The sequence below is a fragment of the Sphaerisporangium sp. NPDC004334 genome (genome assembly GCF_053602655.1).
The window spans coordinates 45677-67804 of sequence record NZ_JBSGDZ010000031.1 but is presented as its reverse complement, the minus strand read 5'-3'; the positions used below and the strand labels follow the sequence as shown (position 1 = coordinate 67804).

The following is a 22128-nucleotide window of genomic DNA, read 5'->3' as shown; positions in this document are numbered from 1 at the left end:
TGCGCACCGGGCGGAGGTCAGATGGCGCGGCGGAACTGGCGGGAGGTGGAGATGGCGCCGGAGGTGGTCAGCGTGAACGTGCGCATGGAGTCGGCGAACTTCGACAGGTCCCACTCGGCCGGGCCGTGGTACCAGTACAGGTGGTCGGCCCGCGTGCCGTTGCCGTTCAGCGAGCCCACCACGCGCGCCCAGCGGTCGACGTTGTCGAAGACCACGGCGTAGGGCAGGTAGCGCGAGAAAAGCTCGATGCGCTGGGCCGGGGGCACCTCGCCGATCTCGCCGGAGGCGAGGTAGTCGCGAAAGCCCAGGGTGTGAGCAAGGGCGGAGGAGCCGCGCGCGGTCTTGGCCGGCATGTACTGCCCGCCCACCGACAGCGCCGCCCCGGCGATGATCAGGGCCAGGCCGATCAGGCCGTAGGTGGTGAACCAGGCCAGCAGCACCGTGGCCAGCACGCCGAGCACCGTGACCACCACCCCGACGGTGGTCCAGCGGGTGCGCACGGAGTCGGGTCGCCGGGCGAACCAGCCCTGGGCGACGACGTCGCGGTAGAGCGCGTCGCGCACCTTGCCGAGCCCCGCCGTGAACGAGCCGTGCAGCTCCGACAGCAGCACCGCGTCGCGACCATCGAAGATCGCCATGTGCAGTGCCCGCTCGTAGTCGAGCAGGTCGTCCATGGGCGCGCCCGCTACCTTGACCAGCCGCCAGTCGGGCGCGTCGTAGGCGCCGCGCGGCTGCTCCTCGATGTGGACGTAGCCGCGGACGGCGAGGTCGACGATGGTGGCCGTCACGTCGATCACGTCGGCCTGCTCGTCGATCAGCGTGCCGACCTGCCCGGGACGGACGCCGTCGGGCGGGGAGAAGTGGCCGTCGCGCAGCGTGGTGACCGGGGCGCCGGCCTCGTGGTCGATGACGCGGGCGTCGCGGCCGCGGGTCCAGTAGAGCAGCGCGACGCCGCCGAGCAGCAGCACCAGCAGCCCGCCGAGCGCGCCGCCGGTGACCGGGTTGAGGGTGAAGGCGTTGGACAGTTCGAAGCGCCGCTCGAGGATCGGCCTGCCCCCGCTGGCGCCCGCGGGGAAGCCGGCCACCACGGTGAGCGCCTGGTCAGGGCCGAGCCCCTGCTGCTCGAACTCGGCGCGCGTGCCGCTCTCGTCCATGGAGGCGGCGGTGCAGCCGGTGGCCGCGGTGAGGTCGCCGGCGAAGCATGAGAGGGACTGCAGGGGGGCGGGGCCGCTCAGCCGGACCAGGGCCTGCTGGACGGGGGCCGACCAGCCGTTGACGGCGTACCAGCGCAGCTCCTCACCGCCGCCGACCGGGGTGACGGCGCCGGCCACGTCGTACTCGATGGTGGCCGTGCCCTTGCCGCCGAGGGTGATGGTGTCCCCGGCGAGGGCGCCCTCGCCCTTGAAGCCGGTGACGCGGTAGACGCGGTCGTTGGCGTCGTCGTAGCGGGTGTGGGTGAGCAGCGTGCGCCGGACCTGGCCGGTGTAGGTGATCTGCTCCTTGACGTGCAGGACGCCGCCGGGCCGCAGCTCCACGGTGACGTCGGCCTTGCTCACGCCGTCCGCGGCCTCGGCGTGGGCGGCCGGGGCGGTCACGAGCAGGCCCAGCGTGGCCGCGAGCGCGCATCGACGAAGGAGATCCACCATGGGGCGTCAGCCTAGCGGTCGGCGCCGACAGCCGTTATGGGAACGCCCACGCCTGATCAAGGGCCAATAAACCCGGACAACCTCGGTGGCCGGGCGGCGCGGTCACCAGGGACCGTACGGGCCGTTGTTGCCGCCGCGGCCGCCCCGGCCGATCTCGCCCACGGCCGGCTTGACGTCGGCCAGGTACACCCCTGAGGCGATGACCGAGATGATCGTGAAGAAGCTGATGGCCGTCAGCCCGGCGTACCCGACCACGGCGGCGAAGGTGAACAGGGTCGCCAGGCTCAGGAACAGCAGCCAGAGCTTCTTGCTCAGCTTGCCGGCGATGGCGAACGCGCGGGCGGGGGTGCGGATGGCGTGGAAGAGGGCCCACCCGCACATGCCGAAGGCCGCGATGGCGAGCACCCAGAAAATGAGATCCAGGAAACTGTGAATCTCGAACATCGCCTCTCCCAGGGGGTCATATGAACGGCCGGCTTCAGCCTAGCCCGGCCGGGGGCCTGGCGGACGCCGTCCCGTCCCGTGAACGCACCAAGCCCGCCCCGGAGTTCCGGGACGGGCGCGGAAGCGGGTGGCTCAGGCCTTGGTGCCGGAGCCGGTGGTGCGGGTGGTCCTGCGGGGACCGGCCGGACGGGAGGCGATCGCCGGCTCGGCGGAGGTGGAGACCTCCTCCAGCTCCAGGGCGGCCTCGCCGGTCACCCGGCTGACGACCTTGCGGCCGCGGTCGGCGAACTGGTCGTAGAGCAGCACGGCCTTGGCGCTGATGGTGTCGGCGTACTCCTTGGCCTTCTCGGGGAAGTCCTTGGCGACGGCCTCGGCCTTGACCTGCACGTCGCTGGCGTACTTCTTGGCCATGGTGGGCAGGTCGCGCGCGACGGCGCCAACCTCGGACCGGCGCGACTGCAGGCGGTGGAGCTGCTCGGGCAGCTCACGGAGCTTCTCGACCGCGAAGTCGCCCGCGCCGGCGACGGCGTAGAACGGCTTGGACTCGGCGAGCTTCTTGACCTCGTCGTTGAGAGGCATGGGTCAACCTTCCTTGGGTTCTGGTTGGATGCGGCCGTTCGGCGAGGAGGTGGTGGCCTCCTCCACGGGAACCGCGTCGACCTCTCGGGGTTCCGGCTCGGAGCGGGCGGTCTCGGCGGACTGCTCGTCTTCGGGCGGAGCCTCGGCTCGGTTCTCCTTGCGGAACGACTCGTAGATATCGGTCAGCACCTGGCGTTGCCGCTCGGTGAGAGTGCGGTCGACGCGGATGGCGGCCAGCACATCGCTGTCCGGCTCGCGTTCCTCGATGAGACCGGCCTGTACGTACAGCGCCTGCGAAGAGATGCGCAGGCCCTTGGCGATCTGGTTCAGGATCTCCGCGCTCGGCTTGCGCAGCCCGCGTTCGATCTGGCTCAGGTAGGGGTTGGACACCCCCGCCTGCGTGGCGAGCTGGCGCAGCGAGATCTTCGCCTGCGTCCGCTGATCGCGGATGTACTCACCGATCGAGCCGACCTTCGGTAGTTCCATGCCTCCAGTATGCGTCGCGCTGCTTGCAAATGCAAACACTATGGCGAACGCCAGCAAGCGCGTCGGCGGTCAGCCGGGATACATCCAGAGCAGCGGAGCGGAGACCGACAACAGCACCGAGAACGTCACCAGGCTGTAGCGGACCCGCCGGGGAAGCGTGGCGCCCGGCTTGACCAGCCGGTTCACCCGGGCCATCACGTGGTCGCTGCCCGCGCCGAGGGCGCCGTCGGGGGCCGGCACCGCCCCGGCCGTGCCGAAACGCAGCAGCGCCGTCGCCAGGCGGCGCGGCGAGCAGTAGCGGCGGGCGCGGTCGTCGGCGGCCATCTCGACCAGCAGGGCGACCGAGGAGTGCGCGTTGCGGACCACGCCGAGCCACGGCAGCGCCCAGCTCAGCGCGGTGAACGGCAGCAGGACCAAGTCGTGCCGCTCGCGGACGTGGGCCGCCTCGTGGGCCAGCACGGCGGTGAGCTCGTCCTGGCTGAGCAGCGACAGCGTGCCCGCGCTGACGACGACCTCCGACCGCAGGCCCGGCAGGCAGTACGCGGCGGCGCCCGGGTGGTCGACGACGCGCACGCCCGGCACTCCCGGGTCGTCGTGGGCGATGAGGGCGAGCAGCACGCGGTGGCGCCGGCGGGCGCGCAGCGTCGTGGCGCCGGCGGCGAGCAGCACCACGACCAGCACGGCCAGCAGGCTCAGGCCCGCGGCGAGCGCGGCCAGGCGCGGCAGGTCCGCGGGGCGGAGCAGGCCGTGGCCCATGCCGAGGGAGATCGCCGAGTCGGCGAAGGTGTGCAGCCCGTACAGCACCCCCGCGCCGTACGGCTCCAGCGCGTAGGCCAGCAACGCGCCGACGCTGGCCAGACCCCACGTCACGCCGAGTGACTGCCAGAGCAGGATGGCCGACCGGGGGGCCCGCCACGGCCACCGGGCGAACGTGAGCCGCCATGCCCCGAGCGCGCACGCCGTGGCGAGCGCGGCAAGGACGGCGGCTGCGATCACTCTTCCTCTTCCAGCTCCGTGAGTGCTCTGCGGAGGATGTCGGCCTCGGAGCCCGAGACCGTCTGGGCGAAGCGCGTGAGCGCCGCCGAGCGGTCACCGGTCATGTCGAGGGCTTCCAGCATAAGCTCCGCCACGTACGCGTCGCGGCCGGCCGCCGGAGCGTACCGCCAGGCGCGCCCGTCGCGGGTGCGGTTGAGGAAGCCCTTGCGGGTCAGCCGGTCGAGCACCGTCATCACGGTCGTGGGGGCGAGGTCGCGGTCGGCGATCAGACGGCCGACCTCCCTGGCGGTCAACGGGACGTCCTCCGCCCACAGGATGTCCATGATGCTGCGTTCAAGCTCGCCGAGACCCTTCACGCGGACAAGCCTACCCCGAGTAGTACTACGTCGCGTAGAGGGCCGGACGGTGAGCCTGGCCTACCCACCGGGTCAGCGGCTTTCGGTCACGCCAGGGGTGACGACCACGGCGTCGCCCGGCGGGGTGTCGTCGTCCGGAGTGGGCCGGTCGGGCAGGCACTCGGCGCCGCAGCCGCCGAACCGGTCGGTGTCGAGCGGCGCGAACGGCGTCGGGTCCACGCCCTTCAGCGCGGCCAGGAAGGTGTCCTTCCAGATCGGGCCGGGGATGGTCGCCCCGAACACCGCGCCGAAGTACCGCCCGCCGATGGTGACCCCGTTCAGCTTGTGCGCGATCGCGCCCCGCGGGTCGCCGAGGCTGACCGCGGCGGCGAGGTCGGGGGTGAAGCCGGCGAACCAGGCGCTCGCCTGGTCGTCGTTGGTACCGGTCTTGCCGGCGGCGTCGCGGCCGATGCCGCCCACGGCCCGCATCGTCCCCTTGGTCAGCACCCCGGACAGGATGTGCGCCGTGGCGTCGGCGATCGCGGGCTCCAGCGCCTGGCGGCACCGGGGGGAGTGGTCGGTGACCTTGCCGGCCTGGTCGGTGACCTGCGTGATCACCATGGGAGCGCAGTACTTCCCGTGGGCGGCGATCGCGGCGTAGGCGTTGGCGACGGTCACCGGGTCCATCTCGTTGATGCCGAGGGTGAAGGTCTCGAACTCCTTCAGCGGGGCCCCGTCGGCGCGCTTGATGCCCAGCGACTTGGCGGTCTGGACGGTGGGGCACAGGCCGACCCGGCGCTCCAGCTCCAGGAAGAAGGTGTTGACGGAGTTCCAGGTGCCGGTCTGCAGCGTCTTGAAGCCGCCGCCGCCCTCGTCGTTGGTGATGGTGTGCGTCGGGTCGCCGATGCGGCCGCCGGCGCAGTTCTTGAAGTCGGAGTACCCCGCGGCGCGGAAGCCGCTGCCGACGGTGAAGCCGTCGTTGATCTTCATGCCCTGCTTCAGCGCCGTGATCAGCGTGAAGGTCTTGAAGGTCGAGCCCGCCTGGAGGCCTCCGATGCCGCCGTGCGCCGTGTCCGCCACGATGTTGTACGACATCTCGCCCTTGCGGGCCGAGGTGCCGTACGGCCGGCTGGCCGCCATCGCCTTGATCGCTCCGGTGCCCGGCTGGAGCAGGGCCTCGGAGGCGACCGGGCCGTCGGTGGCGTAGACGTGCTTCTCGATGGCCTTCTCGGCCGCCGCCTGCATGCGCGGGTCGAGCGTGGACTTGATCGTCAGGCCGCCGCGGTAGAGCAGCCGGGCGCGGTCCTCCTCGGTCTTGCCGAAGGCCGGGTTGCGCAGGAACTCCTCGCGCAGGTACACGCAGAAGTACGGGTAGGGGCTGGCCGTGCAGTTGCCGGGCAGCGGGGTGCCCTTGTACCCGAGCTTCTTGGACTTGGCCTCGGCGGCCTGCGCCGGGGTGATCTTGCCGAGCTGGGCCATGCGGTCGAGCACGGTGTTGCGCCGCTCGAGCAGCCTCTGCCGGTTCTTCTTGCCGCCTTCGGGGTCGGTGGCGGTGGGCAGTTGCACCGCGCCGGCCAGCGTCGCCGCCTGCCACAGGTTGAGGTGGGAGGCGTGCACGCCGAAGAACCGCTTGGCCGCGGCCTCCACCCCGTTGGCGCCCGCCCCGAAGTAGGCGATGTTCAGGTACTTCTCGAGGATCTCGTCCTTGGTGTACTTCTGCTCGACGGCCATGGCGAACCGCAGTTCGTTCAGCTTGCGCGCGTAGCTGGCCTCCAGCGCCTTCTTCTTCTCCTTGTCGGTGACGGCCGCGTTGAGCAGCACCTGCTTGACGTACTGCTGGGTGATGCTCGAGCCGCCCTGGCTCACTCCGCCCGACTGCAGGTTGCGGGCCAGGGCGCGGGCCGTGCCCTCCAGGTCGATGGCGCCGTGCTGGTAGAAGCGGTAGTCCTCGATGGAGACGATCGCGGTCTTCATCACCTCGGCCACCGCGTCGAGCGACACGACCTCGCGGTAGACGTCCCAGAACTGGGCGAAGGGCTTGCCCTTGGCGTCCAGGACGGTGGTCTTCTCCGCCAGCGGCGGCTCCACCAGGTCGGCCGGCTTGAGGTTCAGCTCGTCCGACGCCTGCACCACGGCCGCGCCCCCGCCGCCCACCACGGGCAGCGCCAGGCCTGCGACCAGCACGCCCGCGGCCACCGCGGCGGCGGCGAGGCGGGCGACGCCGGTCAGCGCGCGTCGCGCGGGCGTGCCCTCGTACCGCTCGCCGAGCTCGTGGTCCGGGCCCTGCTCCCCGAGGCTGAACATCAACCCTCCCCTATCGACATTAGGGTTTAACCTAAACCGTAGAGGAGACAATGATCGCCCGTCGGTCCGTCCGTCGCCGGTGAGGAGCCCCTTCGAGGCATCCCGGCTCCAGGACTTCGGCCCGATCACGAAAGGCGGGCGCATGGAGCTGACCCTCGTCCAGGGTGACATCACCGAGCAGAGCGTGGACGCGATCGTCAACGCCGCGAACTCCTCGCTGCTCGGCGGGGGAGGGGTGGACGGCGCCATCCACCGGCGCGGCGGCCCCGACATCCTGCGCGAGTGCCGCGCACTGCGCGCGTCCCGGTACGAGAAGGGCCTGCCGACGGGGCAGGCGGTGGCCACCACGGCGGGCAGGCTGCCGGCCCGGTGGGTGATCCACACGGTGGGGCCGGTGTACGCCAGGTCGCAGGACCGCTCCCACCTGCTCGCCTCCTGCTACGCCGAGTCCCTGCGCGTCGCCGACGAGCTGGAGGCCGAGACCGTCGCCTTCCCCGCCGTGTCGGCGGGCATCTACGGCTGGCCGATGGACGACGCCGCCCGCATCGCCCTGTCCACGGTGCTGCGGGCGTCCACCTCGGTGGTGGAGGCGCGGTTCGTGCTGTTCGGCGCCCCGGCGTACGCGGCGTTCGAGACGGCGCTCGCCGGGCTGCGCGCGTAGCACGCGGCGGCGCCCCCGAGCGGGTGCGCGTGTGCGTGGACTCGGTGAGGACGCGCGGGCCAGGTCAGGACGCGCGGGCTCGGGGTCAGGCCGAGGGGCGGGCGTCCGGGGCCAGGGCCGTCCAGGGGAGGGTGACCTCGCCCAGTCGCCGGCGCCGCCTGCCGCCGAGCGGCGGTGTGGTCGCCACGGGCCAGGTCTCGGCCAGCCGTTCCACCGCGGCCGTCCACCGAGGGCGGGCGCCGTAGGCCCCGTACGGCGCCGCGAGGGCCCACGCGTGGTCGAAGTCGCGCAGGAAGGCGTGGACGCGCTCCCCGGGCACGTTGCGGTGGATGAGCGTCTTCGGCAGCCGCTCGGCCAGGTCGGAGGGGCGCTCGAAGCCCGCGAGCCGGGCCGAGAGCGTCACCGTCCGCGGCCCCCGCGCGTCCAGCGCCACCCACGCGGCCCGGTGGCCGATCTCCGAGCAGGTGCCCTCGATGATCACGCCATCGGCGGCCAGGCGTGAGCGCAGCAGGTCCCACGCCTGCCAGGCCTGCGCCTCGTCGTACTGCCTGAGCACGTTGAACGCCCGGACGATCAGCGGCCGCCGCTCGACGGGGAGCTCGAACCCGCCGCGGACGAAGCTCAGCCCCGGCCGTTCGAACGGTCTGGCCGCGGCGACGCGGGCCGGGTCGATCTCGATGCCCACCACTTGCACGTCGGGGCGGACGCGGCGCAGGCGGGTGAACAGCTCGGAGGTGGTGACGTGCGAGGCCCCGTACCCGAGGTCGACCACCAGCGGGCGGTCCGCGGAGACCAGCAGACGGCCGTAGACGGCACAGGTCCAGCGGTCGGCGCGGCGCAGGCGGTTGTGTCCCGTGGTGCCCCGGGTGATCTCGCCTACCGGCCTGCCCGGCGCCGTTCCGCCGCCTCGCGGACGCCCGGCGTTCACGAGGCGCCCCCCGGGCGCGGGAAGGCGGACGGGTGGTGCTCAGGACGGGGTGGCATGCCGTGGCCTGGGGGTGGAGGTGCGGACAAGGCGGACGATACCGGAGCGATGCCGGGCCCGGAAACCATGGGAGCCGCGACGAGGGAACTCCCGTGGGATGTAACCGACATTGTGGGCAAGGCAGGCAAGTAGGACGTGACGCTCAAGACAGGCACAATGGGGAACGCGAGGGCGTTGGATCGCGTCCATGGGAAGGCACGCCCCCGCATCCGGACATGTCCATGCATGGCAGGCAAGCACGCGGATGTCACCATGCTCAGCGGATCGTCACTTTCAGGAGACCCGGTGCACCTTGTGCTGCGCTGCCTGCGCGCGCGGACGGATGACCAGCCGGTCGACGTTCACGTGAGCGGGCCTGGTGACGCACCAGGCGATCGCGTCGGCCACGTCGTCGGCCGTCAACGGGTTCGGCACTCCCTGGTAGACCTGCTGGGCCCGCTCGGCGTCGCCGCGGAACCGGGTGAGCGCGAACTCCTCGGTCTGCACCATGCCGGGAGCGATCTCGACGACGCGCACCGGCTCGCCGCACAGCTCGAGCCTCAGCGTCTCGGTCATGGCGGTCTGGCCGTGCTTGGCCGCGGTGTACCCGCCGCCGCCCTCATAGGAGGTGAAGCCGGCCGTGGAGGTCAGCATCACCAGCACGCCGTCCCCCGACTCGATGAGTTTCGGCAGCAGGGCCTTGGTCACGCGCAGCGAGCCCAGCACGTTGACCTCGTACATCTGGCGCCAGTCGTCCACCAGCCCCTGCGCCACCGGCTCCAGGCCGACGGCCCCGCCGGCGTTGTTGACCAGCACGTCGCAGCGGTCCAGCGAGGCGGCCAGCTCCGCCACCGACTCCTCGGAGGTCACGTCCAGCGTCACCGGGCGGACGGCCGGCACCTCGGCGGCCAGCTTGTCCAGCCGGTCACGGCGCCGCGCGGCGGCCACGACGTCGTAGCCCTCCGCCGCCAGCCGGCGGGCGGTCGCCTCCCCGATGCCGCTGCTCGCCCCCGTCACCACAGCCGTTCTCGTCATATGCGGTCCTCATGGTCGGATTCGGTTTCTCCATACCCGGCGCCCCGGACGGGCTCGCGCTCGGTCCGGCGGTGTTCGCGCGCCGCCCGTCCGTCATCTTGCCAGCGCGAGCCGGGCAGGCCGCGCGCGGGACCGAGGCCGCCGGGAATCTCGCGAACTTTCCGACAGTTAGTAATCTTCTGGAGGTGGTATCGGTGCCGCGAGTGCCGGTCGCACGCCGGATCAACCGGGTCGCGACGATCAGCATGCACACGTCCCCGCTTGACCAGCCGGGCACCGGCGACGCGGGGGGCATGAACGTCTACATCGTCGAAGCCGCCAAACGGCTCGCGGCCCTCGGGATCGAGGTCGAGATCTTCACGCGCCAGACGGCCCGCGACCTGCCTCCCGCCGTCGAGCTCGTGCCGGGCGTGACGGTGCGGCACGTGACCGCCGGGCCGTACGAGGAACTGGACAAGGGCGACCTTCCCGGCCAGCTCTGCGCCTTCCTGTCCGGCGTGCTGCGCACCGAGGCGATGTTCGAGCCGGGGCACTACGACGTCATCCACTCCCACTACTGGCTGTCCGGCCAGGTCGGCTGGCTGGCCAAGGAACGCTGGGGCGTGCCGCTCGTGCACACCATGCACACCATGGCCAAGGTCAAGAACCTGCTGCTGGCCAACGGCGACAAGCCCGAGCCGGTGGCCCGCGTGCTCGGCGAGGAGCAGGTCGTGGAGGTCGCCGACCGCCTGGTCGCCAACACCGCCGCCGAGGCCCGCGAGCTGATCGATCTGTACCACGCGCCGAAGGAGCGCGTCGCGGTGGTGAACCCCGGGGTCAACCTCCAGGTGTTCCGGCCGGCCTCCAAGGGCGCGGCGCGGCACCGGCTCGGGCTTCCGCAGGACGCCCACGTCATGCTCTTCGTCGGCCGCATCCAGCCGCTCAAGGCCCCCGACGTGCTGCTCAGGGCCGCCGCCCGGATGATCGCCGACGACCCCTCCCTGCGCGCGCGCCTGGTCGTCGCGTGCGTCGGCGGACCGAGCGGCAACGGCCTGGCCCGCCCCTCCTACCTGACCGACCTGGCCGCCGACTTGGGCATCTCCGACGTCCTGCGGCTCGCGCCGCCCGCGCCGCAACCCGAGCTGGCCGACTGGTACCGCGCCGCCGACGTCACCGTCGTCCCCTCGCACAACGAGTCGTTCGGCCTGGTCGCGCTGGAGTCGCAGGCGTGCGGCACCCCCGTGGCCGCCGCCGCGGTGGGCGGCCTGCGCACGGCCGTCCGCGACGGCGTGTCCGGGCTGCTGGTCGACGGGCACGAGGCGCACGCCTGGGCCAAGGCGCTGCGGGCGTTCGTCGAACGCCCGCTGTGGCGCGACACGCTCGCCGCCGGGGCCACCGAGCACGCGGCGGCCTTCGGCTGGTCGGCCACCGCCACGCGCCTGCTGGAGGTGTACTCGGGCGCGATGGCCCGGTTGCGGCGAACGCCCGTCGGCGTGCACCTCTGAGCGCGGACGGGGCAGTACTGTCCTTGCGACAGTACGCGACCGGCGAGACCGGCGCCCGGCACGACGAACGCGGGAGTGTGCACGGTGACAGATCACGAGGCGGCCGTCGAGTCCGCGCTCAAGGCGGCCGAGGTGTCCTACGAGCGGCCGCAGCCGGGGGCGTTCCTGGTGCGCCTGCCCGGCCAGCACAAGCTGGCGACCATGACCTGGCTCACCGTCTCCGACCAGGCGCTGCACGTCGAGGCGTTCTTCTGCAGGCGCCCCGACGAGAACCATCTGGAGTTCTACCGCTGGCTGCTGGGCAAGAACGGCTCCATGTACGGGGTGCACTTCGCCCTGGACCAGGTCGGGGACGTCCACCTCGTCGGGCGGCTGCCGCTCGCGGCGGTGTCGGACCAGGAGATCGACCGCCTGCTGGGCTGCGTGCTCACCTACGCCGACGAGTGGTTCGACCGCGCGCTGGAGCTCGGGTTCGCCTCCTCCATCCGCCGCGAGTGGGACTGGCGGGTCAAGCGCGGGGAGTCCCTCGCCAACCTGCGCGCCTTCGAGGGCATCGTCGAGCGCGGCCGGCGGGAGAACCCCGAAGCCGGTGAGAACCCCGGGGGCTGACAGGAGCCTCTGCAGCATGCCGAGAACCCCGGGGCCGGTGAGAAGCCCGGGTGGCGCGCCCTGGGGCCGCCGCCGGGGCGGCCGAGCCCAGGTGGAGGGGCCCCCGCCCAGGGGGCGGCGCGGCGCCGGGTAAAGCGGGCACGGCCTAAGCTTGGGCGCATGGCTACTTTGGTGCTATTGCGGCATGGCGAGAGCGAGTGGAACGCGAAGGGCCTGTTCACAGGCTGGGTCGACGTGTCCCTCTCGCCGGTGGGCGAGGAAGAGGCGCGGCGCGGCGGCAGGCTGCTGGTCGAGGCGCAGGTGCGGCCGGACGTGGTGCACACCTCGGTGCTGACCCGCGCCATCCACACCGCCAACCTGGCGCTCGGCGCGGCCGACCTGCTCTGGCTGCCGGTGACGCGCTCGTGGCGGCTCAACGAGCGCCACTACGGCGCGCTGCAGGGCAAGAACAAGGCGCAGACCCGCGAGGAGTTCGGCGACGAGCAGTTCATGCTCTGGCGCCGCTCCTACGACGTGCCGCCGCCGCCGATCGCCGACGACGACGAGTTCTCCCAGGCCGGCGACGCCCGGTACGGCGCGCTGCCCTCGGAGCTGCTGCCGCGCACCGAGTGCCTGAAGGACGTCGTCCAGCGGATGCTGCCCTACTGGTACGACAACATCGTCCCCGACCTCGCGGCGGGGCGCACCACCCTCGTCGTCGCCCACGGCAACTCCCTGCGCGCCCTGGTCAAGCACCTTGACGGCATCGGGGACGAGGAGATCGCCGGACTGAACATCCCCACCGGCATCCCGCTGCGCTATGAGCTGGACGAGGACTTCCGGCCGGTCAAGCCCGGAGGGGAGTACCTCGACCCCGACGCGGCCAAGGCGGCCATCGAGGCCGTGGCCAACCAGGGCAAGGCCAAGTAGCGAGCTCCGGGACGGGCGCGGCCGTCCGTCCCCGATCATGGTGAAGCCCCGGACCCTAGAACTCAAGCCAGGGCCCGGGGCTTTCGCATGCGCCCTGTTCCCGCATGCGTTCAGTTCTCATGGCGCGGCGCCGATCAGGCCGGCCTGCGGCGCGGGTCGCCGGACACGGCGCCGGACACGCTGACGCGCGCGGTGCCCGCGCGCCCGGGTGCTCAGGAGGCCGAGGAGCTGTCCGGCCGGTCGCCGGTCACCAGGTAGACGACGTCGCGGGCGACGCGCACGGCGTGGTCGGCGTACCGCTCGTAGTAGCGGCCGGTGAGGGTGATGTCGATCGCCGGCTCGATGCCGTGCGCCCAGTCCTTGGACAGCAGCACGCGGAACAGCCTGCGGTGCAGCCGGTCCATCGCGTCATCGTCGTCGTCCAGCTCCTTGGCCAGCTCGACGTCCTGGGTGGCGATGCAGCTGCCGGTCTTGGTGACCAGGCGCTCGGCGATCTGCCCCATCTCCAGGATCGTGTCGCGCACCTCGGCCGGGATCGCCGACTCGGGGTGACGCATCCGCGCGATCTTCGCCACGTGCTCGGCCAGGTCGCCCATGCGCTCGAGGTCGCCGCCCATCCGCAGCGCCGTGATGGCGGTGCGCAGGTCCACGGCCACCGGCTGCTGGGTGGCCATGAGCTCGAAGATCGAGGTTTCGACCTCCTTGTAGAGACGGTTGACCTCGGCGTCCTGGGAGATCACGCTCTCGGCGAGCTGCAGGTCGGCGTCCAGCAGGGCCGTCGTGGCCCGGGAGATGGCCGACCGGACCAGATGCGTCATCTGCACCAGGCGGTCGGTGAGAGCGTTGAGTTCTTCGTGGAAGGCGTCGCGCATGCGGTTCACGCTACGCGCGCGTTCATGAACGAACTTCGTCCAAGAGATGAACTCTCCAGGAAACAGGCGGTATGAGGGGCCTGGCCAGCGGCGGAGGCCGCCTACCATCGAAGGCGTGAGTGAGATCGTGGCAAGCCTGGCCGCTTTGGCGGGTTTTGTCGTCGGGGCGATCGCGATGATGGCGGTGCGGTCCCGGGACAAGAATCTCCCTGATCCCGTCGACAACCCCGACACCGTCCTGCCGCAGGGAGTGGCGTCGGTTCTCGCCGTCCTGCCCTCCTCCGCCGTCGTGCTCGGCCGGGACGACCGCGTGCTGCGCGCCAGCTCGGCCGCGCGGGCCTTCGGCCTGGTCAAGGGCGATCACCTGATGGCCGCCGAGCTGCTCGCCCTGGCCCGCCAGGTGCGCAGGGACGGCGAGATCCGCGAGAGCGAGTTCGAGGTGGCCCGCCACAAGTTCGGCATGGAGGTCACCACCTTCGCCGTGCGGGTCGCCCCGCTCGGCACCCACGGCCAGGTGCTGGTGCTCGCCGAGGACCAGACCGAGCGGCGGCGCGTCGAGGCCGTGCGCCGCGACTTCGTCGCCAACGTCAGCCACGAGCTCAAGACCCCCGTCGGCGCGCTCAGCCTGCTCGCCGAGACCATCCAGGACGCCTCCGACGACCCCGTCGCGGTCGACCGCTTCGCCGGGCGCATGCAGCACGAGGCCGCCAGGCTCACCTACCTCGTCCAGGACCTCATCACCCTGTCCCGCATCCAGGGCGGCGAGCCGATCCCCACCCCCGGCTGCGTGCCCGTCGACGAGGTCGTCCACGAGGCCATCGACCGCTGCAACACCAAGGCCGCCGCCAAGGAGATCGCCCTGGTCGCGGGGGGCACCGAGGGCCTGCGCGTCTGGGGCGACGACGAGCTGCTGGTGACCGCGCTGCGCAACCTGATCGACAACGCCGTCGCCTACAGCCCCGAGAGCACCCGCGTCGTCGTCAGCGCCCGCCCGGCCGGCGACACCGTCGAGGTCAGCGTCAGCGACCAGGGCATCGGCATCCCCGAAAGCTCCCAAGAACGCATCTTCGAGAGGTTCTTCCGCGTCGACGCCGCCCGCTCACGGGCGACCGGCGGCACGGGGCTGGGCCTTGCGATCGTCAAACACGTCGCCGTCGCGCACGGCGGTGAGGTGAACGTGTGGAGCAAGGAAGGCTCGGGCTCCACCTTCACGCTTCGTCTGCCGGCCTTCGGCGGCACGGCGATAGCCGTACCAAGCACAACGAACTCTCTGGAGGCCGCGAAGTGACCCGCGTGCTCGTCGTCGAGGACGAGGAGTCGTTCTCCGACGCCCTGTCCTACATGTTGCGCAAGGAAGGGTTCGAGGTTGCGGTGGCCGCCACCGGCCCGGAGGCGCTGGACGCCTTCGACCGCAACGGCGCCGACCTGGTGCTGCTCGACCTCATGCTCCCCGGCCTGCCGGGCACCGAGGTGTGCCGCTCGCTGCGCCAGCGCTCCAAGGTGCCGGTGATCATGCTCACGGCCAAGGACAGCGAGATCGACAAGGTCGTGGGGCTGGAGCTCGGCGCCGACGACTACGTCACCAAGCCGTTCTCCTCGCGCGAGCTGGTCGCGCGCATCCGCGCCGTCCTGCGCAGGCAGGGCGACGCCGAGGAGATCGAGCAGGCCGTCCTGGCCGCCGGTCCGGTGCGCATGGACGTCGACCGCCACATCGTCGCGGTACGGGGCCGCCAGGTGCAGCTTCCGCTGAAGGAGTTCGAGCTGCTGGAGGTCCTGCTGCGCAACGCCGGCCGGGTGCTCACCCGCGGCCAGCTCATCGACCGGGTGTGGGGGGCCGACTACGTGGGCGACACCAAGACGCTGGACGTCCACGTCAAGCGTCTGCGGGCGAAGGTCGAGGCCGACCCGTCCGACCCGCGGTGCATCCTCACCGTCCGCGGCCTGGGGTACAAGTTCGACCCCGCCGAAGGCTGAGGGACACGCGAAGGCCCGGTGGCGCGAGCTCGCGCCACCGGGCCTTGTCGCGTGCTACGCGCTCAGCTGTCGGCGGACGGGTCCGGCGTCGGCGTGGCGCTCTCGGAGGTCGCGGGGGCCGGCGTGGCCGAGGCCGACGGCGCGGCGCTCGGCGCGGCCGGCAGGCCGGCGTACTCGCGGCTGCGCGTGACCACCGGGACGTTCATCGGGATGTCGCCGGCGTTGGCGAACTTGAGGGTCAGCTGGATCGTCTCGCCGCCGTACAGAGGCTTCTGGGTGCCCTCCAGGATGACCTGGGCGGGCTTGCCGCTGTTGACGAGCTGGCCGGGGGGCACCGAGATCGGGCCGGGCGCCTTGACGGACGAGGCCACCTGGGGTGCCACGGCGACGCCTTCCAGCCGGTCGGCCGCCGTGCCGTAGTTCGCCATCGACAGGTAGAGCGGAAGCGAGCCGCCCGCCGCGATCTGGGCGCCGGACTCGGGGCCGAGGAGGAACGCCTGGGCGATCTTGATGCCGTTCCTGCCGTAGGCCTTGGCGGAGCCGTCGCTGTCGATGAGCACGTTGGCCTCGGTCGGCGCATAGGCATTGCTCGTATTGGCGTCGGTGCCCGCGCCACACGCGGCCAGCGCCGGAGCGGCTGCGAGCAGCGCGGTGATCATGATCACCCTGCGACGGCTGGTGCTGGTCACAGTCTGAGGTCTCCTTGGTACACATGGGTAGGGCCAGTCGCAACCTTATCCGTGCGCAGGAGCCGTCGCTCAGGGGGGCCGGTGACGGCGCGGAGGCGGCAAGCGTCGCAGGTCATGGGGCCTTTTCGGACCCGGAATTCACACTGTGGAGCGGCTGTCAAGTCCCAAATCGAGGCTTTGACCTGCAGTTATGTTGATTTCACTGTTCCGGGAGGGGACTGACGCGTGGTATCCTGGAGTACAGCGGAAGGGGTACTTGTCACATGACTTTCCAGGTCGGCGACACTGTCGTCTACCCCCACCACGGGGCTGCTCGGATCGAAGCCATCACGACCCGCACGATTAAGGGCGAGGACAGAACCTATCTGGTGCTGAAGGTCGACAAGGGCGACCTTACCGTACAGGTGCCGGCGGACAACGCCGAGCTCGTCGGTGTGCGTGACGTCGTGGGCCAAGAAGGCCTTGAGCGCGTCTTCGACGTCCTGCGCATGCCCCACACCGAAGAGCCCACCAACTGGTCCCGCCGGTACAAGGCCAACCTTGAGAAGCTGGCGTCCGGCGACGTCAACAAGGTTGCCGAGGTCGTGCGCGACCTCTGGCGGCGCGACAAGGAGCGCGGTCTGTCCGCCGGTGAGAAGCGCATGCTCGCGAAGGCCAGGCAGATACTGGTCAGCGAACTGGCTCTCGCCGAGAAGACCAACGAGGACAAGGCCGAGGCGCTTCTCGACGAGGTTCTCAACTCCTGAACACGACACGGCCAAGGGTGGGCGTCGGAGTCGACGTCCACCCTTTCGCATCCGGCCGCGAGCTGCGTCTGGCCGGCCTCCACTGGCCGGGCGAAACCGGGCTCGCGGGTCACTCCGACGGCGACGCCGCCGCACACGCCTGCTGCGACGCGCTGCTGTCCGCGGCCGGGCTCGGTGACATCGGCGGGCTGTTCGGCACCTCCGACCCACGCTGGGCGGGCGCGTCCGGTCTCACCCTGCTCGAGGAGACCGCGCGTCACCTGCGGGCCGCCGGGTTCGAGATCGGCAACATCGCCGTGCAGATCATCGGCAACCGTCCCAAGCTGGCGCCGCGCCGCGCCGAGGCCGAGAAGGTCCTCGGCGAAGCCGCGTCGGCCCCGGTCAGCGTCACCGCCACCACGACCGACGGCCTGGGCCTCACCGGCCGGGGCGAAGGCATCGCCGCCATGGCCACCGCCCTCGTCTTCGCCCCCTGACCCCCTCTCCTCTGTTTCGCGGATCGCGGATGGGCGTGGGGCCCTCGCGCGCGCCTGTGCCGTGACAGGTCTCCCGTTGCCTCCGCGCGCTTCTGGGACGGGTGTGAAGCCCGCCCGAACCTCCCCATGGCGGTGCCGAGAGGACTGCATGGCGTCTATATGGCGGTCTGATCAGGGTTTTCTTACTTTCTAGGATTAGTACGCGATGTGGGGGTAGCCACCTTGTCAGCGTGAAGGTGCGACCCTCAATCGGAGGCTCAATATGTCCATTCAGACCATCCTCGGCGCCATCGTCATCGGTGCGATCATCGGCGCGCTCGGCCGGCTCGTGCTGCCGGGCCGGCAGCCCATCGGGTGGCTTCTGACCATCATCGTCGGCATCGTCGCCGCGCTGATCGGTACGGCCATCGCCCAGGTCATCGGTGTCGCGACCACCGACGGCATCGACTGGATCGAACTGGTCCTGCAGGTCGTCCTCGCCGTGGTCGGTGTCGGCGCCGTCGCCGCCATCAAGGGCCGGGAAAGGGTTTGATCTCTGGCGGAGCGCGCCACCCGGTGACCTTCGCCTGATCTTCGCCGCCTTTTCCCTGAGGGAACTGGTCTCTCGGCCCTAGAGCCCTGAGACACGACGGTCCAAGAAACACGGTGTCGCGCCTTCGACACCTTCGAGATCCGCCTGGTCCACCCGGACCAGGCGGATCTTCGTCGTTCCATCACCACCCCGACGCCCAGCCGTCTCCCCGGACGGTCCCGCCCGGCCCTCTCGGACGGTCCCGCCCGGCCCTCTCGGACGGTCCCGCCCGGCCCTCTCGGACGGTCCCGCCCGGCCCTCCCGGAGGGGCCGGCCCGCCCCCCCGGACGGTCCAGTCTCGACCACCGGGACGGTCCAGCCCGGACCCTGGCAAATGGCGAGGACGCCGGGGCGGTACCAGGACAAGACCGAGGTGCCCTGCACCCACACTGCCAGGCCACGACCGTACGACCGGTGCGTGCACTCGCCAGGGCCCGCGAAGTTGACGGGGGGCGTGTGAGGCGAGGCTGAAGCGCCATAACGGGCCGGCGCCCGGCATCCATCGAGAGACGCCGAACCCGGACCGAGACGGGCCAGGTGACCGGGAGCCGGGCACTCGGCGGGCACAGGTGACGGGGCGCGCGGAGGCCGGAGGCGCATGGCAGAGACCGGCGTCCGGCCTCCGGGGTCGAAGTGCCGGACTCGGCCGATCGGGCGGCCGTTTCAGACGGGGACGGTCACTCCTCGGGCGGCCGGTTCAGGACGGGCCTGTCACTCCTCGGGCGGCAGGGGGGTGCTGCGCATCCGGCCGGAGGGCGGGGCCGCGGTCTGAGGCGTGTACGGCGGGCGCCCGCTCTGGAGCGCCTCGTCCTCGTCCGCGCTGTCGGCACCATCGTGGGCCGGGTCGGGCGCCGCGTCGCCCTCCCACGCCTCCCCGGACTCCCACCCCGCGATGTCCTGCGAGGCGACGTCCTGCGGTGGGGTGTCATGGGAGGGGAGGTCATGCGGAGGAGCGTCCTGGGGCGACGCCTGCTCCTGCGGCGCCACGTCGTGCGGCGCCCGGTCGGACAGCGGGCTGGCCTCCTCGCGCAGGTGCGGGTACGGCTGGGTGTCGGCGGACTCCTCTTCCGGCTCCGTGTCCGCGGCCGCGGCCGTGTCCGGCGAAGACGGTCCGGACGCGGGATGGGTGACATTCGGATAAGGCTGGGTGTCACCCAGCTCGCGCGCCGGCTTGGGCAGCGGATGGACCAGCACATCACCGGCGCTGGGGCGGACGAGGTCGCCCCAGCGAAGCGGCCGGCCCGGGTCACTCTCGGCTCGCGGGCCCGCGGCCTGCTCGCGCGGCTTGGGCACCAGTCGCTGCTCGGGCTCCGGCGCCGGCACCTCATGCGCGGCCTCCGGTAGCGGCGGAGCGGCCTCGGGCACCCGGCGCGCGGCATCCTCCGACGACGGGTCCCCGGCACCATGCACCGGCTCCCCGGCACCATGCACCGGCCGCCCGGCACCTTGTACCGGCTGCCCCGCACCTTGTACCGGCTCTCCAGCATCCTGAACCGGCTGCGTGACCCCTGAGGCCGGCCGTGCCGCGGCCCGTGCTTCCGGCGTGGCCGCAGGCGTGGCGGGAGCGGTCTGCGGCGGGGTGTGTGCGCCGGCGGCCGCCGCGCCGGCGTTCGGCCCGCCCGCCTGCGCTCCGTCCGCCTCCTCCGTCTCGTACGCGGCGTCGCCGCTACCGGCCGGATCGGTCGTGGCCGTGCCGGGGGCGCCGGCTCGGGACGCGGCGGGCTGGGGGGTGGGTTCCCTGCGAGGCGCGCGGAAGCCGTCGTCGCCCCGCAACGGCGGCAGCTCGTCCACGGTAGGCGTCTCAGGTGCGGGGGTGGGCGGCACCACCGGCACCACGTCCGGTTCGAGGTCGTCCGGCGAGGCGAGGTGCGGGACGATCTCGCGGTCATGGCCGGGCGTGTGGACGGCCGTCTCCAGCGGAGGGGCGAGGCCCGGGTCGCGCTCCTCCCGTCCGAACGGAAGGATGTCGTGCCCCGCGCCCTGGCCGGTGGGCCCCTCGGACGGCTCGTCATCGGCGGCCCGGGCCTGGAGGTGGCCCGCGGGGAGCAGGAACAGCCACAGCCCGACCAGCAGCATCACCCATGGCGCCACGGCGACGCCCACCGCGAGCTGCCGGCCTTCCACGGTCGTGTGCGTGGCCGCCAAGACGTTCGCCGCGCCCGCGGCCACGATGAGGACGGCCAGGATCAGCCAGGCCTGCAGGCGCATCAGCAGCCGGGCGGAGCCCAGCAGCAGCACGGCGATCAGGGCGATCACCAGCAGCGCGTCGAAGCCCGCCGGGTACAGGTAGGCGAGGTCGGCGCGCGCCCCGCCGGACAGGGCGATGGCGCGGATCGCGTCGAACGACAGCACGCAGGCGACGCCGGCGAGCGCCATCAGGGCCAGGCCGGCGACGACGGTCGCGATGCGGCGCAGCACCAGTGCCATTCGGGACGGGCGGGCGGAGGCGGGCGGAGGACCGGGCCGGCGGGCGGACTGACCTGCCGCCAAGGGGGGTGTGACTTCCATGGCGCTTCGAGCCTACAGAATCGGCGTTGCCGTACCGGGAACGCCGCGCGGCGTCCCCCGAACCAGGACACGACCACAGGCCCACGATGTGCCCCGGGCGCCGGCACGACCCGTGCCATCGGACGCGAACCGCCACAGGCCGCGAGTACGGCCACCGGGGGCGCTCGCTCGAGACGCAGGTATGACCGGTGAAGAGTCCTCGGCGGCCCATGCCTTGTGGATGTACCGGGGGGGGTGAGAGGGGAGGTTCAGGTATATGAGGGGTCCTATCGGACAAATCATCAGGGACAAGCAGTCATGAAATGGAAGAATCCGGTCAAGCGTGTGCCTGGTGGGAAAGGCCGGCGGATTCACATTGCTTTTGCGCGTGTGTGAGGTCGGGCAACCCGTCCTGTCACGGCCTGCGAGGCATTAGCCTTGCGTTCGTGAGTCTGCGCCTATACGACACCAGCACCCGTGCGGTCCGCGACTTCGTCCCCGTCCAGCCTGGCCGGGTCTCGATTTACCTGTGCGGGGCCACTGTGCAGGCTCCGCCGCATATCGGGCACATCCGGTCGGGCGTCAACTTCGACGTCATCCGCCGGTGGCTGACCCGGTCGGGGTACGAGGTCTCGTTCTGCCGCAACGTCACCGACCTCGACGACAAGATCATACGTGTCGCCGCCGAAGAGGGCGTCCCCTGGTTCGTGATCGCCGAGCGCAACCAGCGCGCGTTCACGTGGGCCTACGACGCCCTCGGCTGCATCCCGCCCACCGTCGAGCCCCGGGCCATGGGCCACATCCCCGAGATGATCGAGCTGATCCAACGGCTGATCGACAAGGGCCACGCCTACGCCGCCGGCGGCGACGTCTACTTCGACGTCATGTCCTACGCCGAGCGTTACGGCCGCCTCTCCAACCAGCGTCCCGAGAACATGCGGGCGGCCGGGGACACCGACAGCGACTCCGCCAAGCGCGACGGCCGCGACTTCGCGCTGTGGAAGGGCGCCAAGCCCGGCGAGCCCACCTGGCAGACCCCGTGGGGCGCCGGCCGCCCCGGCTGGCACCTCGAGTGCTCGGCCATGGCCACCAAGTACCTCGGCGAGACCTTCGACATCCACGGCGGCGGCGTCGACCTGATCTTCCCGCACCACGAGAACGAGGTCGCGCAGTCGCAGGCGGCCGGTGACGGGTTCGCCCGCTACTGGCTGCACAACGGCATGCTCAAGATCGGCGCCGAGAAGATGAGCAAGTCCCTCGGCAACTCCCTGCTGGTCCCGGCCATGCTCACCAAGGTGCGCGCCGTCGAGCTGCGCTACTACCTGGTCGCGGCGCACTACCGCTCCGCCATCGACTACTCCGAGGAGGCCCTGGCAGAGGCCGCCACCGGATACCAGCGCATCGAGGGCTTCGTCACCCGCGCCGCGGAGGTCATTCACGACGTCGACGCGGCGGCCCCGCTCCCGCAGGCGTTCGTGGACGCCATGGACGACGATCTCGGCGTGCCGCAGGCGCTCGCCGTGGTCCACGAGATCGTCCGCGAGGGCAACGTGGCGCTCGCCAACGGCAACAAGGAGCAGGTCGCCCGGCTCCTCGCCGAGACGCAGAACATGCTGGACGTCCTCGGCCTCGACCCGCGAAGCGCGCAGTGGCGCGAGTCCGGCGCCGACAGCGGGCTGCGCGACACGGTGGACGACCTGGTCAAGGTGGCTCTGGAGCAGCGCCAGGCGGCTCGCGCCCGCAAGGACTACGCCGCCGCCGACGCCATCCGCGACCAGCTCGCCGCCGCGGGCGTCATGGTCGAGGACACCCCCCAGGGCCCGCGCTGGGAACTGGCCCGCTGATCGCGCCGGTAGGCTGA

22 protein-coding genes are annotated in these 22128 nt (G+C 71.7%); 10 read left to right on the top strand and 12 right to left on the bottom strand.

The window, feature by feature from the left end; all coding sequences use genetic code 11:
- Nucleotides 1–17: 17 nt before the first annotated feature.
- From ACWEN6_RS33055 to ACWEN6_RS33025, 7 genes are all read right to left on the bottom strand, one after another.
- Nucleotides 18–1646, bottom strand: coding sequence for a DUF2207 domain-containing protein (locus ACWEN6_RS33055; protein ID WP_452575762.1), 1629 nt, complete (start codon nucleotides 1644–1646; stop codon nucleotides 18–20).
- A 102-nt stretch (nucleotides 1647–1748) separates the two neighbouring features.
- On the bottom strand, nucleotides 1749–2090 hold the full coding sequence (locus tag ACWEN6_RS33050) for a DUF2516 family protein (protein WP_354852305.1): 342 nt from the start codon (nucleotides 2088–2090) through the stop codon (nucleotides 1749–1751).
- A 132-nt stretch (nucleotides 2091–2222) separates the two neighbouring features.
- Complete coding sequence (locus ACWEN6_RS33045; RefSeq protein ID WP_354852307.1) at nucleotides 2223–2669, bottom strand: hypothetical protein; 447 nt, start codon at nucleotides 2667–2669, stop codon at nucleotides 2223–2225.
- Nucleotides 2670–2672: 3 nt separating this feature from the next.
- The gene (locus ACWEN6_RS33040; protein WP_452575760.1) at nucleotides 2673–3155 is read right to left on the bottom strand and encodes a helix-turn-helix domain-containing protein; all 483 of its coding nucleotides are present in this window, start codon (nucleotides 3153–3155) and stop codon (nucleotides 2673–2675) included.
- Nucleotides 3156–3224: 69 nt separating this feature from the next.
- A complete protein-coding gene (locus ACWEN6_RS33035; RefSeq protein ID WP_452575758.1) occupies nucleotides 3225–4151 on the bottom strand; it encodes a M56 family metallopeptidase in 927 nt (308 codons plus the stop codon).
- Nucleotides 4148–4507, bottom strand: a complete 360-nt coding sequence (locus tag ACWEN6_RS33030) for a BlaI/MecI/CopY family transcriptional regulator (protein WP_354852313.1) — start codon at nucleotides 4505–4507, stop codon at nucleotides 4148–4150. Before ACWEN6_RS33030 ends, ACWEN6_RS33035 begins: the two co-directional genes overlap by 4 nt.
- A gap of 72 nt (nucleotides 4508–4579) precedes the next feature.
- A complete protein-coding gene (locus ACWEN6_RS33025; RefSeq protein ID WP_452575756.1) occupies nucleotides 4580–6790 on the bottom strand; it encodes a transglycosylase domain-containing protein in 2211 nt (736 codons plus the stop codon).
- Between the two features lie 142 nt (nucleotides 6791–6932).
- Here ACWEN6_RS33025 and ACWEN6_RS33020 point away from each other — a divergent pair, with 142 nt between their 5' ends.
- On the top strand, nucleotides 6933–7451 hold the full coding sequence (locus ACWEN6_RS33020; RefSeq protein ID WP_354852317.1) for an O-acetyl-ADP-ribose deacetylase: 519 nt from the start codon (nucleotides 6933–6935) through the stop codon (nucleotides 7449–7451).
- 85 nt (nucleotides 7452–7536) lie between these two features.
- Here the strand turns inward: ACWEN6_RS33020 and ACWEN6_RS33015 are convergent, their stop codons facing one another.
- Both ACWEN6_RS33015 and ACWEN6_RS33010 read right to left on the bottom strand, forming a co-directional pair.
- Nucleotides 7537–8379: a class I SAM-dependent methyltransferase gene (locus ACWEN6_RS33015; protein ID WP_380824975.1), complete on the bottom strand. Its 843-nt coding sequence runs from the start codon at nucleotides 8377–8379 to the stop codon at nucleotides 7537–7539.
- 330 nt (nucleotides 8380–8709) lie between these two features.
- On the bottom strand, nucleotides 8710–9450 hold the full coding sequence (locus ACWEN6_RS33010; protein WP_452575754.1) for an SDR family NAD(P)-dependent oxidoreductase: 741 nt from the start codon (nucleotides 9448–9450) through the stop codon (nucleotides 8710–8712).
- A gap of 194 nt (nucleotides 9451–9644) precedes the next feature.
- Between ACWEN6_RS33010 and mshA the strand changes: the two genes are divergently transcribed.
- From mshA to ACWEN6_RS32995, 3 genes are all read left to right on the top strand, one after another.
- Nucleotides 9645–10934, top strand: a complete 1290-nt coding sequence (mshA, locus tag ACWEN6_RS33005; RefSeq protein WP_452575752.1) for a D-inositol-3-phosphate glycosyltransferase — start codon at nucleotides 9645–9647, stop codon at nucleotides 10932–10934.
- Between the two features lie 84 nt (nucleotides 10935–11018).
- On the top strand, nucleotides 11019–11543 hold the full coding sequence (locus ACWEN6_RS33000; protein WP_354852325.1) for a type III secretion system chaperone family protein: 525 nt from the start codon (nucleotides 11019–11021) through the stop codon (nucleotides 11541–11543).
- Nucleotides 11544–11702: 159 nt separating this feature from the next.
- The gene (locus ACWEN6_RS32995; protein ID WP_354852327.1) at nucleotides 11703–12452 is read left to right on the top strand and encodes a phosphoglyceromutase; all 750 of its coding nucleotides are present in this window, start codon (nucleotides 11703–11705) and stop codon (nucleotides 12450–12452) included.
- Between the two features lie 212 nt (nucleotides 12453–12664).
- On the opposite strand, the gene phoU is transcribed toward ACWEN6_RS32995, so the two are convergent.
- Nucleotides 12665–13324: a phosphate signaling complex protein PhoU gene (gene phoU, locus ACWEN6_RS32990; protein WP_354852329.1), complete on the bottom strand. Its 660-nt coding sequence runs from the start codon at nucleotides 13322–13324 to the stop codon at nucleotides 12665–12667.
- Nucleotides 13325–13499: 175 nt separating this feature from the next.
- On the opposite strand from phoU, the gene ACWEN6_RS32985 reads away from it, so the two are divergent.
- On the top strand, nucleotides 13500–14612 hold the full coding sequence (locus ACWEN6_RS32985; RefSeq protein ID WP_452575827.1) for a sensor histidine kinase: 1113 nt from the start codon (nucleotides 13500–13502) through the stop codon (nucleotides 14610–14612).
- Nucleotides 14609–15298 (top strand): response regulator transcription factor, encoded by a 690-nt coding sequence (locus ACWEN6_RS32980; protein ID WP_354852330.1) that lies wholly within the window; start codon nucleotides 14609–14611, stop codon nucleotides 15296–15298. The genes ACWEN6_RS32985 and ACWEN6_RS32980 overlap by 4 nt, the downstream gene beginning before the upstream one ends.
- 62 nt (nucleotides 15299–15360) lie before the next feature.
- Here ACWEN6_RS32980 and ACWEN6_RS32975 read toward each other — a convergent pair whose 3' ends face one another.
- Complete coding sequence (locus ACWEN6_RS32975) at nucleotides 15361–15987, bottom strand: copper chaperone PCu(A)C (RefSeq protein WP_452575750.1); 627 nt, start codon at nucleotides 15985–15987, stop codon at nucleotides 15361–15363.
- A gap of 263 nt (nucleotides 15988–16250) precedes the next feature.
- On the opposite strand from ACWEN6_RS32975, the gene ACWEN6_RS32970 reads away from it, so the two are divergent.
- The 3 genes from ACWEN6_RS32970 (at nucleotide 16251) to ACWEN6_RS32960 (ending at nucleotide 17741) form a co-directional block, all read left to right on the top strand.
- Complete coding sequence (locus tag ACWEN6_RS32970; protein ID WP_184978896.1) at nucleotides 16251–16733, top strand: CarD family transcriptional regulator; 483 nt, start codon at nucleotides 16251–16253, stop codon at nucleotides 16731–16733.
- A 17-nt stretch (nucleotides 16734–16750) separates the two neighbouring features.
- On the top strand, nucleotides 16751–17209 hold the full coding sequence (gene ispF, locus ACWEN6_RS32965; protein WP_380824980.1) for a 2-C-methyl-D-erythritol 2,4-cyclodiphosphate synthase: 459 nt from the start codon (nucleotides 16751–16753) through the stop codon (nucleotides 17207–17209).
- 262 nt (nucleotides 17210–17471) lie between these two features.
- On the top strand, nucleotides 17472–17741 hold the full coding sequence (locus tag ACWEN6_RS32960) for a GlsB/YeaQ/YmgE family stress response membrane protein (RefSeq protein WP_354852336.1): 270 nt from the start codon (nucleotides 17472–17474) through the stop codon (nucleotides 17739–17741).
- Nucleotides 17742–18491: 750 nt separating this feature from the next.
- Here the strand turns inward: ACWEN6_RS32960 and ACWEN6_RS32955 are convergent.
- The gene (locus tag ACWEN6_RS32955; protein ID WP_452575748.1) at nucleotides 18492–20198 is read right to left on the bottom strand and encodes a DUF2637 domain-containing protein; all 1707 of its coding nucleotides are present in this window, start codon (nucleotides 20196–20198) and stop codon (nucleotides 18492–18494) included.
- 515 nt (nucleotides 20199–20713) lie between these two features.
- Here ACWEN6_RS32955 and cysS point away from each other — a divergent pair.
- Complete coding sequence (gene cysS / locus ACWEN6_RS32950) at nucleotides 20714–22111, top strand: cysteine--tRNA ligase (RefSeq protein ID WP_452575746.1); 1398 nt, start codon at nucleotides 20714–20716, stop codon at nucleotides 22109–22111.
- Nucleotides 22112–22128 lie beyond the last annotated feature (17 nt).

What these genes read in the sequence shown, in the direction of transcription:
- ACWEN6_RS33055 (WP_452575762.1), bottom strand. Translation starts at nt 1,646, where the DNA reads ATGGTGGATCTCCTTCGTCGATGCGCGCTCGCGGCCACGCTGGGCCTG.
- ACWEN6_RS33050 (WP_354852305.1), bottom strand. Translation starts at nt 2,090, where the DNA reads ATGTTCGAGATTCACAGTTTCCTGGATCTCATTTTCTGGGTGCTCGCC.
- ACWEN6_RS33045 (WP_354852307.1), bottom strand. Translation starts at nt 2,669, where the DNA reads ATGCCTCTCAACGACGAGGTCAAGAAGCTCGCCGAGTCCAAGCCGTTC.
- ACWEN6_RS33040 (WP_452575760.1), bottom strand. Translation starts at nt 3,155, where the DNA reads ATGGAACTACCGAAGGTCGGCTCGATCGGTGAGTACATCCGCGATCAG.
- ACWEN6_RS33025 (WP_452575756.1), bottom strand. Translation starts at nt 6,790, where the DNA reads ATGTTCAGCCTCGGGGAGCAGGGCCCGGACCACGAGCTCGGCGAGCGG.
- ACWEN6_RS33020 (WP_354852317.1), top strand. Translation starts at nt 6,933, where the DNA reads ATGGAGCTGACCCTCGTCCAGGGTGACATCACCGAGCAGAGCGTGGAC.
- ACWEN6_RS33010 (WP_452575754.1), bottom strand. Translation starts at nt 9,450, where the DNA reads ATGACGAGAACGGCTGTGGTGACGGGGGCGAGCAGCGGCATCGGGGAG.
- ACWEN6_RS32995 (WP_354852327.1), top strand. Translation starts at nt 11,703, where the DNA reads ATGGCTACTTTGGTGCTATTGCGGCATGGCGAGAGCGAGTGGAACGCG.
- phoU (WP_354852329.1), bottom strand. Translation starts at nt 13,324, where the DNA reads ATGCGCGACGCCTTCCACGAAGAACTCAACGCTCTCACCGACCGCCTG.
- ACWEN6_RS32985 (WP_452575827.1), top strand. Translation starts at nt 13,500, where the DNA reads ATGATGGCGGTGCGGTCCCGGGACAAGAATCTCCCTGATCCCGTCGAC.
- ACWEN6_RS32970 (WP_184978896.1), top strand. Translation starts at nt 16,251, where the DNA reads ATGACTTTCCAGGTCGGCGACACTGTCGTCTACCCCCACCACGGGGCT.
- ACWEN6_RS32960 (WP_354852336.1), top strand. Translation starts at nt 17,472, where the DNA reads ATGTCCATTCAGACCATCCTCGGCGCCATCGTCATCGGTGCGATCATC.